The organism is Paraburkholderia sp. HD33-4 (assembly GCF_021390635.1).
In the GTDB taxonomy this organism is placed as follows: domain Bacteria; phylum Pseudomonadota; class Gammaproteobacteria; order Burkholderiales; family Burkholderiaceae; genus Paraburkholderia.
On record NZ_JAJEJS010000001.1, the window covers coordinates 3,250,773 to 3,263,611 of the forward strand.

General features: G+C 62.4%; 9 protein-coding genes and 3 tRNA genes. 4 read left to right on the plus strand and 8 right to left on the minus strand.

Annotation, left to right across the window (positions count from 1 at the left end):
- Positions 1-216: 216 nt before the first annotated feature.
- The 7 genes from L0U84_RS14370 to ltrA all read right to left on the minus strand — a co-directional run bounded on the left by L0U84_RS14370 (position 217) and on the right by ltrA (position 6,234).
- Positions 217-546 carry a hypothetical protein gene (locus L0U84_RS14370; RefSeq protein WP_233850697.1) on the minus strand — a complete coding sequence of 110 codons (330 nt, stop codon included), beginning with the start codon at positions 544-546 and terminating at the stop codon, positions 217-219.
- A 93-nt stretch (positions 547-639) separates the two neighbouring features.
- Positions 640-713, minus strand: a tRNA-Cys gene (locus L0U84_RS14375).
- Between the two features lie 129 nt (positions 714-842).
- Positions 843-918 (minus strand) — tRNA-Gly (locus L0U84_RS14380).
- 63 nt (positions 919-981) lie between these two features.
- Positions 982-1,057: transfer RNA gene (locus L0U84_RS14385), tRNA-Gly, on the minus strand.
- A 197-nt stretch (positions 1,058-1,254) separates the two neighbouring features.
- Entirely contained in the window at positions 1,255-1,848 is a 594-nt protein-coding gene (gene pgsA, locus L0U84_RS14390; protein WP_233850699.1) for a CDP-diacylglycerol--glycerol-3-phosphate 3-phosphatidyltransferase, read from the minus strand.
- A 204-nt stretch (positions 1,849-2,052) separates the two neighbouring features.
- Positions 2,053-4,266, minus strand: a complete 2,214-nt coding sequence (gene uvrC / locus L0U84_RS14395; protein WP_233850701.1) for an excinuclease ABC subunit UvrC — start codon at positions 4,264-4,266, stop codon at positions 2,053-2,055.
- Between the two features lie 267 nt (positions 4,267-4,533).
- Positions 4,534-6,234, minus strand: a complete 1,701-nt coding sequence (gene ltrA, locus L0U84_RS14400) for a group II intron reverse transcriptase/maturase (protein WP_233850703.1) — start codon at positions 6,232-6,234, stop codon at positions 4,534-4,536.
- Positions 6,235-7,456: 1,222 nt separating this feature from the next.
- Between ltrA and earP the strand changes: the two genes are divergently transcribed.
- From earP to L0U84_RS14420, 4 genes are all read left to right on the plus strand, one after another.
- Positions 7,457-8,650: an elongation factor P maturation arginine rhamnosyltransferase EarP gene (earP, locus tag L0U84_RS14405; RefSeq protein ID WP_233850705.1), complete on the plus strand. Its 1,194-nt coding sequence runs from the start codon at positions 7,457-7,459 to the stop codon at positions 8,648-8,650.
- Positions 8,651-9,043: 393 nt separating this feature from the next.
- A complete protein-coding gene (gene efp, locus L0U84_RS14410) occupies positions 9,044-9,601 on the plus strand; it encodes an elongation factor P (RefSeq protein WP_233850707.1) in 558 nt (185 codons plus the stop codon).
- A gap of 276 nt (positions 9,602-9,877) precedes the next feature.
- On the plus strand, positions 9,878-10,084 hold the full coding sequence (locus L0U84_RS14415) for a CsbD family protein (RefSeq protein WP_233850709.1): 207 nt from the start codon (positions 9,878-9,880) through the stop codon (positions 10,082-10,084).
- A gap of 187 nt (positions 10,085-10,271) precedes the next feature.
- The gene (locus L0U84_RS14420) at positions 10,272-11,654 is read left to right on the plus strand and encodes a sigma-54-dependent transcriptional regulator (protein WP_233850711.1); all 1,383 of its coding nucleotides are present in this window, start codon (positions 10,272-10,274) and stop codon (positions 11,652-11,654) included.
- Positions 11,655-11,764: 110 nt separating this feature from the next.
- Here the strand turns inward: L0U84_RS14420 and nagZ are convergent, their stop codons facing one another.
- A complete protein-coding gene (nagZ, locus tag L0U84_RS14425) occupies positions 11,765-12,793 on the minus strand; it encodes a beta-N-acetylhexosaminidase (protein ID WP_233850712.1) in 1,029 nt (342 codons plus the stop codon).
- Positions 12,794-12,839 lie beyond the last annotated feature (46 nt).

The following is a 12,839-nucleotide window of genomic DNA, read 5'->3' on the forward strand; positions in this document are numbered from 1 at the left end:
TCGGAACGCGCTGGCCAGGCGTGAGCCGAAAATCAAACGCGATAATTAGCGATGCGCCAATGAATGCATCAAACGGCTGACCGCCGACTATCGACCGCCTTTTTTAAACGACTCGAGTTCGGTCGTATAGCGCTCGTTTCTCACGCCATTGCTGCCGTAATACTCTTCCACCTATTTCACCCGACGGCCTACTTGCCGCACATACCAGAGCGCTTTCTATGTGCGCCCGGTCGCCTGAACAGGACCGATTTTCTGCGCATGCGTGATCATCGCGGTATCGCCCTGCTCGACCTGGGTGGCTTGCGTGACCGTCTGGCGCGGCTCGAATTGCGCGACCCAGTCGCCTTCGGCTGCGATTTTGATCGGCTGGAACTTGCCGGCGGGCACTTCGACGGTTTCCGTTCCGACCACCCGATACTGCGAGTTCCATTTCTGCAATGCGAAGACCCGGTTCGGATGCTGACCGGCGTATTCAACGGTCCAGCTCTTGCCCGGCGACAATGGAAACCCGAAGGGCCGGTTCACGCCCGTATCCGTGCCGTTCACGCTGCACTCGACCTCACCGGCCACGACAGCAAAAAAATGAGCGGAAAAAAGAAAAGCCCCGACAAGTCGGGGCTTTTGCTTTACATCAAAGACTGGAGGCGCGAGCCGGAGTCGAACCGGCCTAAACGGCTTTGCAGGCCGCTGCATAACCGCTTTGCTATCGCGCCGCAAGCGGACTGGAACCTAGACACGGGTTCGCAGATTTATCTGGTGGTCACCAGAAGAACCGAAGCTCTGGAAAGTTCAGAACGACCGGTCTTCCAAACAAAAAGGGAAGCGTTGCTTCCCCTGATGTATGGAGCGGGAGACGAGGCTCGAACTCGCGACCTCAACCTTGGCAAGGTTGCGCTCTACCAACTGAGCTACTCCCGCATTGAACTGCTTCACACCGCGCTGCGTTTTTTACTTCGCCAAACAACGCGATGCTTCGAAAACTGGAGCGGGAAACGAGGCTCGAACTCGCGACCTCAACCTTGGCAAGGTTGCGCTCTACCAACTGAGCTATTCCCGCGTCGTACTGCATTTACTGCTACTGCTTTACTGCGTCTCCGGTGTTTCGCGCTGCGTGCATCGGAGAAACGAGATTATGGAGAATCGACTGAAACGTGTCAACCCCTTTTGCCCATCTGTTTTAAAGAAAATATTTCGCTCGTAGTAGCGCGGGTTCGAACACACTTTTGCGCCCGCGCGCCCCTTCTGTTCACACCGTCACGCGATGCCGCCGCGCTCGCGAATCTGCGGCCACGCGAGCTTCATGTAGTACAGCATCGACCAGATCGTCAGGAACGCGGCCAGATAGATCAGCCACAGGCCCCACACGCGCGTGTCGACCGTCACGCCGCCACCGAGCGGCAGTGGGCCATAGAACAGCAGCATCGGAATCGCGACCATCTGACAAGCGGTCTTGAACTTGCCGAGCGAGTTCACCGCGACGCTCTTCGACGCGCCGATCTGCGCCATCCATTCGCGCAGCGCCGAGATCGCGATTTCGCGTCCGACGATCACGAGCGCGATCGCCGAATCGATCCGCGTGAGCTGCACGAGCACGAGCAACGCCGCGGTCACCATCAGCTTGTCGGCGACCGGATCGAGAAACGCGCCGAATGCCGAGGTCTGATTCCATTTGCGGGCCAGATAGCCGTCGAACCAGTCGGTAAGCGCCGCCAGGATGAAGATCGTCGCGGCCGCGAGATTGCGGTGCGCGGGGCTCATCATCATGTCGGGCAAATAAAACACACCGACGACGAGCGGAATCAGCACGATCCGCAACCAGGTCAGGAATATCGGGAAATTAAACGGCATGGGGCAGGCGCAGCGTCTGACGAGTGAGTTGCAATTGTGCCGTGTCGCAAGGACTGCCACAAGCAAGCGGCCCGGGGATGGCCACACGGGGGCGGCAAACGGGCCGCGCCCGGCGCGTAGTTCGCGCGACCGGCGCATCCGCAGCGCGACGCCGCGGTCCTTGCGACCGGTCGGGCCGGAAACAGCTCGACGCGGTCCGCCAATTCAATGCAGTTGCCGATAGATCTGCTCGGCGAGCGCCTGCGAAATGCCTTCGACGCTCGCGAGATCCTCGACGCTCGCGGCCACCACCCCGCGCAAGCCGCCAAAGCGCGCCAGCAGACGCTGCCGCCGCTTAGCCCCAACGCCTTCGAGTTCTTCGAGCCGCGAAGTCTGCCGCGTCTTGCCGCGTTTGGCGCGCATGCCGGTGATCGCGAAGCGGTGCGCCTCGTCGCGGATCTGCGCGACCAGCATCAGCGCGGCGCTTTCCTTGCCGAGTTCGAGCGGCGTACGGCCGTCCGCGAAAATCAGCGTCTCGAGGCCGACCTTGCGCCCCTCGCCCTTCGCGACGCCGACTAGCATGCCGGTATCGAGCCCCAGCTCCGTAAACACCTGCCGCGCGATCTCCACCTGCCCCTTGCCGCCGTCGATCAGCACGATGGTCGGCAGCATGCCGCCGGCCGCGGCCGGCTCGGCGGCATCGGCGGCGAGCGAGGGATCGGCGGCCGCGTCGCTTTGCGACTCGGCGGCTTCGTCGCTGGCATTCGCGGCCGCTTGCGCGACCATCTTCTCGTAGCGGCGCGTGAGCACCTGGCGCATCGCCGCATAATCGTCGCCGGGCGTGATGCCGGTGATGTTGTAGCGGCGATACTCGGACGACTGCATCTTGTGATGGTGATAGACGACGCACGACGCCTGCGTCGCCTCGCCCATCGTGTGACTGATGTCGAAGCATTCGATGCGCAGATGCGCGAGGTCGTCGCACTCCATACTCAGCGTGTCGGTCAGCGCGCGCGTGCGCGCCTGCTGCGAGCCCTGCTCCGAGAGCAGCCGCGCGAGCGCGAGCCGCGCGTTCTGCTCGGCCATCGCGAGCCATGCGCGCCGCTGTCCTTGCGGTTGACGCAGCACACTCACCTTGTGGCCCGCCTGCTCGATCAGCACGTCGACGAGTTCTCGCGCCGGCGCGTGGCTGACCACCAGCACCGGCGGCACACGATTGCCGAGGTAATGCTGCGCGACGAACGCTTCGAGCACTTCGGATTCGATGGCGCCGGGCGCGCGGCCTTTGCGCCGTTTCGCCGCCGGGGCGGATTCCGTGTTCCCATCGGCGTCTTCGTCGCTGACGATGTCCGCGGTCGCGGCGACCGCCTCGTCGAGCGCGTCTTCGTCACCGGCATCTTCGTGTTCCGACGGCATGTCCTGCGCGATCGCCAAAGCATCGGCCGTGGCGCTCGCCGCTTCGGCCGACGGCGCAAGCTCACGTGTATCCGCCGATGCGTCGTCCAGCTCGCCGTCTTCTTCGAGCCCGCCTTCCTCCGCCGTCAACGCGCTCTCCACGTGCGTGGGGAAGTACGCCTTGTCGCCGAGATGCCGGCCACCGCGCACCATAGCGAGATTCACGCACACGCGACCGCCGAGCGCGACCACCGCGAGAATGTCGACGTCGCTATCGCTGCCGACTTCGATCGCCTGCTGATGCAGCACCGTCGACAGCGAGCTCATCTGGTTGCGCACCGCCGCGGCCTGCTCGAACTTCAGCTCGCTCGCGAACGCATGCATCTTCTGCTCGAGTTCCTTCATCACCTCGCCCTGGCGGCCGAGCAGAAAGCGCGACGCGTTGGCGACGTCGCGCGCGTAATCCTCCTCGCTGATGTTCGCGACGCACGGCGCCGTGCAACGGCCGATCTGATGCAGCAGACACGGCCGCGTGCGGTTGTTGAACACCGAGTCTTCGCAGGTGCGCAGCTGGAACACGCGCTGCAGGATCTGGATGCTCTCGCGCACCGCCCACGCGCTCGGGAACGGACCGAAGTACTGGTTCTTCCGATCGACCGAGCCGCGGTAATAGGCCATGCGCGGAAACTTGTGGCCGGTCAGTTTCAGATAGGGATACGACTTGTCGTCGCGAAACAGGATGTTGTACCGCGGCGTGAGCGCCTTGATCAGATTGTTTTCGAGCAGCAGTGCCTCGGCCTCGGAACGCGTGACCGTCGTCTCGATGCGCGCGATGCGCGTGACCATCATCGCGATACGCGGCGACAGTTGCGTCTTCGTGAAGTAGCTCGATACGCGCTTCTTCAGATCGCGCGCCTTGCCGACGTAGAGCACCGCGCCACTCGTGTCGTAATAGCGGTAGACGCCGGGCAGATGCGGCAGTTGGGCGAGCACTTTTTTCGGCTCGAAGGTGTCGGGGGCGTCGGTTGCTTCGGGTTCGGTCATGCGGGATCGATTGGGGTGGGACTGTCTCGTGCTGCCTCGTCGCTTGCACCGATTGCACCGTCTGGTGCCCGGCGTCGTGTACCGGAGGTCGTGTCGCGCGTCGCGCCATGTGCCACGCCATGGGGCCCGCGCGTCGGGCAAATGGCGCGCGCGATCGCTAGCGAGGCTTGTCGGGTAGCCCGACTTTCTTGCGAAAGCCGGGCCCCCCGAGAACCGTACGTGCGAGTTGTCCCCGCATACGGCTCAAATCTACAAACAAAGTCCTGTCTATGACCGAACCGGCTTAGTTACAACCAGCTTACCAGCATGCACTTGCTGGTGGCAGGCCGGGTGGAGCAGCACCCGGTTGGACAGAGCGTCAGTACCACCATGCATCCGATATTCCAGATGATGGTCGTGCCAGCCCGTTTCATCCGTTAGCGCACAGCCACAATGCGCGCATAGCCCGCTTTGTGACATATACAGCGTCGCCCACTGCTTTCGGTAGCGCATTTGTTCCCACATGCGCCCCTGCCGCAAGGTTTCGCCATATTGCTCCCATGTCGGATCAAAAGGATTGAACTCGCCCTTGATCCTCGTGTGCCGTTTGATAACCATACCGCTAAGCTGGTATAGCTCATTCAGCCCCCAACTGCCGTCTTCACGTTCCGTGCGAACCGCAAACACCCAGTGCCGGGCACCGAGAGAGTGAAAATACTTCTGTTTCACCCACACAGCGCTCTTTTGCGGGTGCCTCCGCTTCGACCACCGCCAGAGCTTCCGAAAAATCAGATGATCCATGCGGCTGTACGTCTGCTTGGCCGAGACCGGACGGTGATACTGCGCCCATCCGCGCAACATCGGGTTCAGCAGTTGGATCAGATCCCCCTGCTTTGCCGTTTTGTTGCCGCTGATCGTTTCCGCCACCTTGCGATAGAACGCTTGCGCGTTTTTCTTACTCGGCTTGATGAGCAGTTTTCCCGAGTACTTCCGGAAATTCCACCCAAGGAAATCGAAGCCGTCATCAATGTGAGTGACGCGCGTTTTTGCCTCTGACAGTTGCAAGCCTCGAACAGCGAGGAACGCTTCCACCCAAGGCCTGACGACGCTTTCCAGCAGCTCTCGCGAGTCGCCGGTAATCACGAAGTCATCCGCGTATCGCACCACATTGACCTTCAACTTCTTGGCCTTCACGATCCCGAATTTCGCACCGAGGTGCGCAACCAGTTCTCGCTCCAGCCCGTTCAGCGTCACATTCGCCAGCGTCGGGGAGATGATCCCTCCCTGCGGCGTACCGGCCTCAGTCGCCTGTAGCTGGCCCTTGTAAATCAGGCCAGCCTTCAACCACTTCCGGAGAATTTCCCTGTCCATGGGGACACGGTTTTCCAGCCAGTCGTGGTTGATGTGGTCAAAGCAGCCTTTGATATCCGCTTCCAGTACCCATCGGGACGAATCCTTCCGGGACGTGCAAGCGCGTACCTGTCCCATAGCATCAGCCGTCGAACGGTTTATCCTGAACCCATAAGAGTTCGGGTCGCTCGTCGATTCCGACACCGGCTCCAACGCCAGCAGATACAGGGCCTGCATCGCCCTGTCCCGCATGGTCGGGATGCCCAGTGGGCGCTCCTTTCCATTGGCTTTGGGGATAAAGACTCTCCGTAATGGCAGAGGCCTGTATCCGCGCCGCTTCAACCCGCCGATGGCCTCCCACCGGCTCTCAGGCGAGTCCCACAGTTCGCGATCGACTCCTGCCGTTCGCGCACCCTGGTTCTGCGTAACACGTCGTACCGCATACAGCTTCGCGGACAACGTGCGAGTCAGCATCCGTTGCAGCGCTTTCACCCTGCGCCAGTCACTTTCCCGCGTCGCCTTCGCAATTCGAATCTGCATCCCTCTCACGTTCCGTTCAACCCGACGCCAATCGACGGCGTTCCAGTTGTCCGGCGCATGGGAAAGCGCAGACCCGGTCTTTCGACCAGATACTTTCATGCTGCTCTCCTACTTGGAAGAAGTCCCCAGGTAGAAGGCGCATCTCCCCCAGAGGGGCAGATACACCCCTCTGGGGAACAACAGACACCTCAATAGGAGCGCATGCGCCCCCATCTCGGACAAACACCTCAGTACGAGCGCATGCACTCGTACCTAACCAAGTTACAGAGGGTAGTCAGCCGCCCTGCGACGGTAGACCAGACGGAAGTCTGCCCGCTTTCGCGTGGAGTAATGTCTCAACTCCTATCCGGGCCATTACAGCCCGACATTCGCTTTTTCCGTCCTCCCATACCTGCACAATCAACAGCGTCCCTTACGGTTCGCCTGCCAGCCAAACGACGGCTGGCAACCATACAGGCTTACCACGTTCCCGGCATGTCACACGACTGACGTAGGTTCCGCCTATCCCCCGGTGGCTTGACAACGACGTAGCCCAAATTCTAAGTGGGCTAACCAGCCACGTACCTTTTGGTTAGAGCCCGATGTTCAAGCAGCTTTGGCTCCTTACTGGTAACGAGGTTTATCAGCAGTTCACATACGTTAACCCTATCAGCCAGCCTAGCTCCTCGACCCCATTGCTGCTAGGAGTGTCCAGACCAATCCCTCACGGGAGCGGCCTGCCCGAAACATCCGGGGGCTACATTGTCAGAAGAGCTTCACACCCCACCGTTGCCAGTGACGCATGTCTTCCTAGGCTACTGCTGGTCGTACAGCAGGTTCACTATCCTCGCCGAGCAGCTGACGAGGCCAAACAATGACATGCCGAGCTTTACGCTCGTATCGGTTCGCGAATCCGTTGCCGATGACGGCGCAGGAATTGCATACATCACTCCGCCCAGTCGGCGGAGATGAAGCCGCTGACTGAGCGGGACCTGACGGTAATCAGGTCAATACAATGCGAGCTCTCGGAGAATGTGCTTCACCGAGACTCGTACGGACGAGACCCGGCAGACCTCTACCGGCTCTCGCTTCGCTACAAAGAGATACCCCACTTCTGAGCAGTTGCGTCGAGGGACTCGCGTCCCTTCCCGATGCTCCGCGTGATATCTTCGCGACTGGTTTGGCTCATCTAGACGCCTCCTTTGCCGCTAGTCGATGCCCCTTACGTTGGGGCTACCCGGACACGAGCGTGCGTGTCGCACTAGAATCGCCAGTTTAGAACATTCCGCGTTCGTTCGAACCCGCTCCGCGTCGACGGAGTCACCGAGCCAGCCGAGCCGCCATGTCCTCCGTCGCACCCGATTCCGGATCACCCGCCGTCCCTGCCAACCCGACCGCCTGCGATATCTTCTGCGCGGTGATCGACAACTTCGGCGACATCGGCGTGTGCTGGCGCCTCGCGCGCCAACTCGCGCGCGAGCACGGCTGGCAGGTGCGCGTGTTCGTCGACGATCTGCATGCGTTCAGGAGGCTGTGCCCGTCGCTCGCGCTCGAGCGTGCGCGGCAAACGATCGACGACATCGTCATCGAGCATTGGCACGAGCCGTCCCATGCGGGCGATACGCTCGAAGTCGCCGATGTCGTGATCGAGGCGTTTGCCTGCGAGCTGCCGCCCGTCTATATCGCGGCAATGGCCGGACGCGCGCGCGCGCCGTTGTGGCTCAACCTCGAATATCTGAGCGCCGAGGACTGGATCGCCGATTTTCATTTGCGGCCGTCGCCTCACCCGCGCTACGCGCTCAGCAAGACCTTCTTTTTTCCCGGTCTCGGCCCCAGCACTGGTGGCGTTCTGAAAGAGCGCGATCTCGACGCCGCGCGCGCCGCATTCGAAGGCTCGCCGGCCGCGCGCACCGACTGGTGGCGCAACGCCACCGGCCACCCGCCGCCGCCCGCCGACGCGACCGTCGTGTCGCTGTTCGCCTATGAAAACCCGGCGGTCGACAGCCTGCTCGAACAATGGCGCGATAGCGCAAGCCCGATCGTGCTGCTGGTGCCCGAAGGACGCATTTCCGGCGCACTCGCGCGCTTTTTCGGCCTACCGTCGTTTGCAGCGGGCACCTACGCGACGCGCGGCAACCTCACCGCGCACGCGCTCGCATTCACCGAACAGCCTTGCTACGACGCGCTGCTATGGGCGAGCGACGTCAATTTCGTACGCGGCGAGGACTCGTTCGTGCGCGCGCAGTGGGCCGCGAAGCCGTTCGTCTGGCACATCTACCCGCAGGCCGACGACGCCCATCTGCCAAAGCTGGACGCCGCGCTCGCGCACTACACCCGCACGCTGCCCGCGGACGCGCGTGCCGCGCTCGAGCGCTTCTGGCACGCGTGGAACGGCGCGGGTCAGCCGGACTGGGCGGAATTCCAGCGCCACTATGCGGCCCTGAAGCAGCGCGCCGTCGCCTGGGCGGTCGAACTCTCGCGAGTCGGCGATCTCGCCGGAAATCTGACCTCGTTCGCAAAAACTCAGTTAAAATAAGCGGTTATCCAACGGCCGACGACGCAAGCGCGGCCCGATTCGAGCAACAACCCCGTGGTCAGCCCGTCTGACCGGTCCCCTCGAAAAACACGGCACGCATCCCAATCTTCTGGTCGGGCACGCGAATGTCAAAAAAGGGACGTATGTTTGGGCGTATTGCAGATCGGCGCCACTCGTGTACACGCCCGAACAGGGTAAAAATCAGGTAACGGACAGGCGAAAACGCCGGGGTATCACACCTCGGGTCTTCGCTGCGAGCCGGTCCCGTTTCACGCATCCGGGCTGTGGCCGCTTCAAGCGGCGCGCGGCAGACGGTGGGCGAAACGCCGAAGCCGCTTGGCGCCTATGCCGTTGAGCAACAGTTAAGCTATTTATCTCGTACAGGACAGTTTTATGAAGACCGCACAGGAACTCCGCACCGGCAACGTCGTGATGATCGGCGCAGACGCAATGGTCGTGCAAAAGGCCGAATACAACAAATCGGGCCGTAACTCCGCCGTCGTCAAGATGAAGTTCAAGAACCTGCTGTCCGGCGCAGGCATGGAAACCGTGTACAAGGCGGACGACAAGTTCGACGTCGTCGTGCTCGAGCGCAAGGAAGTGACGTATTCGTACTTCGCCGACCCGATGTATGTGTTCATGGACGCCGACTACAACCAGTACGAAGTCGAAGCCGAAATGATGGGCGATGCGATGCACTACCTCGAAGACGGCATGGCTTGCGAAGTCGTGTTCTACAACGAGAAGGCAATCTCGGTCGAACTGCCGACCACGCTGGTTCGCGAAATCATCTACACGGAACCGGCAGTCAAGGGCGACACGTCGTCGGGCAAGGTGCTGAAGAACGCCAAGCTGAACACCGGCTTCGAACTGCAAGTGCCGCTCTTCTGCAACATCGGCGACAAGATCGAAATCGACACGCGTACGCACGAATACCGCAGCCGCGCCTAAGCGCCGTCCGCGTCACCCCGCCTGCGCCGGCGCTCTGCCGGCCTGCACAGAAAGCGCTCAATTTTGTTGGGCGCTTTTTCTTTTCTGTCGCGCCGTGTATGGTTTAGGAAAACTTTACCGGCAAATTTCTCAAAATTGCCATCGCGACATCCCAATTTCGCGTCGCGCGTGCGGCAAGCCCTTGATCCATTTCATCCAAAGTCTTTGGCACGATCCCTGCTTGATGGAGAGAGTTACGCGATTACCGCTCATTTTCCATCCTGGGAGAGAGGCACCATGAACAACGACATCGCTGAAGGCAAATGGAAACAGATGGTCGGCAAGGCAAAAGCCGCATGGGGCGAACTGACGGACGACCAGTTGATCAAGGCCGAAGGCCGGGCCGATAAGCTCGCTGGTCTGATTCAGGAACGCTATGGCAAAACCCGTGAACAGGCGGAACTCGAAGTGCGCCGGTTTTTCGATAGCAACCGGGATTTCTGACAGGACCGGTGAAGGAACTACAGGCGCCGGCTCGCGCGACTCAAGGCGCAGTGCCGGCGGCTGTCGTTTTTCCACCGCCCAAGGACCGTTCGTTTAGCCCTGTCATCGAGCCCCCAGAGCCCGCGTCCGCGCCATCAGCGTTGGCGGCGCGCCGGGCATTCAACCCATTCATAAAATTGCGCTCGCCATGCCACACGCTCTGATTGTTGAAGACGATCCCAATAGCCTGTCCGGTCTGTCGGCAATCCTCGCCGCCGACGGCTTTTCAGTCGACACCGCGACCACCCTCGCCGAGGCCCGCGGCGCATTGACGCGCTTCATCCCCGATGTCGTGCTCGTCGACCTGAATCTGCCGGACGGCAGCGGCCTCGACCTGTTGCAGCATCTGCCCGCGCATCCGCCAGGCGGTGCGCTTCCGGTGATCGTGATGACCGGCAATGCGACGGTCGAGAGCGCGATCGAGGGCTTGCGGCACGGCATCTGGGACTATCTGCTGAAGCCGGTCAACATCCCGCGTCTGCGCAGCCTGCTCGCGCGCATTCCGCGGCCTTATGAGCTGACCGAGGAAGTCCAGGCGTTGCGCGCGTCGCTACGTCAGCTTGGACACTTCGGTTCGATGCTCGGCCGCAGCGGCGCCATTCAGCACGTGTACGACACGATCGAGCGTCTCGCGCCGACCGAAGCCGCGGTGCTGATCTCCGGCGAGGCCGGCACCGGCAAGCAGATCGCCGCGCGTACGCTGCACGACATGAGTCGCCGCCGCAAAGGCCCATTCGTCACCTTCGATTGCCGCGGCGCGACGGCCGGCGGCCTCAATCGCTCGCTCGACAGCATGCTGTTCGGCCACGAACGCGGCGCGTTCGGCGGCGCCGAGCAGCGCGAGCCGGGCCTCTTCGAACAGGCGAGCGGCGGCACGCTGTTCATCGACGAAATCACCGAGTTGCCGCGCCCGCAACAGGAAGCGCTGTTGCGCGCGCTCGATTCGCAGACCTTCATGCGCGTGGGCGGCACCAACCAGATCGTCACCGACTTCCGGCTGATCGCGTCGACGCGCATGCCGCCGCGGGCGGCGGTCGCGGACGGCTCGCTGCATCAGGAACTCGCGCTGCGCCTCGAGGCCGCCGCGGTCATGCTGCCGCCGCTGCGCGAGCGCGGCGAGGATCCGGTGCTGATCGCGCAGGCAGTCATCGACGAACTGAATGTGGAAGCGACCGCGCGCGGCACCTCCGAAGTCACGAAGCAGGCGGGGCCGAACTTCCTGCGCGAATGCCTCGCGTACGACTGGCCGGGCAACGTGCGAGAGCTGCAGGAACGCGTGCGGCGCGCCTATCAGGCCTCAGGCGATGTGATCGAGTCGTTGCGCGCCGACGAGTCTGGCACGGCCAACGGCCGCGATCTGAATGGCAGCCGCGTGCAGGTCACGGTCGGCACGCCGCTCGCGGACGTCGAAGAAATGCTGATTCGCGCGACGCTCGACGCCGTCGGCGGCACGCGGCATCGCGCGGCATCGTTGCTGGGAATCAGCCCGAAGACGCTGTACAACAAGTTGCAGCGTATGCGCCTGAACTGAGAAATCGAATCGCGCGTGCCGCGCATGCCTGTCGAAACTCGACGGGCGTTCGCACCGTTCGGAGCCGATAAAAAATGGCGCCTTGAATTGCTTCAAGGCGCCATTTCCGTTTAGGCGAACGTACTGCGCACCAGCCTCTGCGCTTGGGCGTACCGTGGCTCGGCCATCAGCTTGCTCCACGTGAGCGCCTCGCCGCGCGGCCGCATGCGCTTCAGCCGCCGCCGCGATTCCTTCGACGGTGTGACGCGCAGCGCGTCGAGCACCTTCTCCGCTTCGTCCGGCTGGTTGCAGATCAGCACCATGTCGCAGCCGGCTTCCAGGGCGGCTTGCGCGCCTTCGGTCAGCGTGCCGCCCTGGCGCGCGGCTTCCATCGACAGATCGTCGCTGAAGATCGCGCCTTCGAAGCCGAGCTTGCCGCGCAGGATGTCCTGCAACCAGATGCGCGAGAAGCCGGCCGGCTTCAAGTCGACCTGTGGATACACGACGTGCGCGGGCAACACCGCGCCAAGCGACAGACCGAGCCAATCGTACGGCGCGACATCGTTGCCGAGGATCTCGTCGAGCGGGCGTTCGTCGACAGGCATCGCGACGTGCGAATCCGCCTGCGCGAAACCATGCCCGGGGAAATGCTTGCCGCAATTGCTCATGCCGGCCAACGCCAGACCGTGATTCAGATTCTTCGCGAGCAGCGCGACCACGCGCGGATCGCGATGGAACGCGCGATCGCCAATCACCTGCGAGTGCCCGTAATCGAGGTCGAGCACCGGCGTGAAGCTCATGTCGATACCGCACGCGCGCAACTCCGCGGCGAGGATATAGCCGACCGCGGTCGTCACCTTGGTCGCATGCAGCACGTCCTGGTCCCACAGCGCGCCGAGCTTGCCCATCGACGGCAGCACCGTGAAGCCGTCGGTGCGAAAGCGCTGCACGCGGCCGCCTTCGTGATCGACGGCGATCAGCAAATCCGGGCGGATCGCGCGGATTGCATCGGTCAGCGCTACCAGTTGCGCGCGGCTCTCGTAGTGGCGCGCGAACAGGATCACGCCGCCGGTCATCGGGTGAGCGAGACGCCTTTTGTCGTCGCGGTTCAGCGTTTTGCCGGTCACATCGAGCATCACCGGTCCGGGTGTGGTTTTCATCGAATTCCGCTGGAAAGGAGCCTGAGGCAAAGACAAACGCGACCGC

Bases quoted from the DNA above. Each gene is read 5' to 3' on its own strand.
- pgsA (WP_233850699.1), bottom strand. From the start codon at position 1,848: ATGCCGTTTAATTTCCCGATATTCCTGACCTGGTTGCGGATCGTGCTG.
- uvrC (WP_233850701.1), bottom strand. From the start codon at position 4,266: ATGACCGAACCCGAAGCAACCGACGCCCCCGACACCTTCGAGCCGAAA.
- ltrA (WP_233850703.1), bottom strand. From the start codon at position 6,234: ATGAAAGTATCTGGTCGAAAGACCGGGTCTGCGCTTTCCCATGCGCCG.
- earP (WP_233850705.1), top strand. From the start codon at position 7,457: ATGTCCTCCGTCGCACCCGATTCCGGATCACCCGCCGTCCCTGCCAAC.
- efp (WP_233850707.1), top strand. From the start codon at position 9,044: ATGAAGACCGCACAGGAACTCCGCACCGGCAACGTCGTGATGATCGGC.
- L0U84_RS14415 (WP_233850709.1), top strand. From the start codon at position 9,878: ATGAACAACGACATCGCTGAAGGCAAATGGAAACAGATGGTCGGCAAG.
- L0U84_RS14420 (WP_233850711.1), top strand. From the start codon at position 10,272: ATGCCACACGCTCTGATTGTTGAAGACGATCCCAATAGCCTGTCCGGT.
- nagZ (WP_233850712.1), bottom strand. From the start codon at position 12,793: ATGAAAACCACACCCGGACCGGTGATGCTCGATGTGACCGGCAAAACG.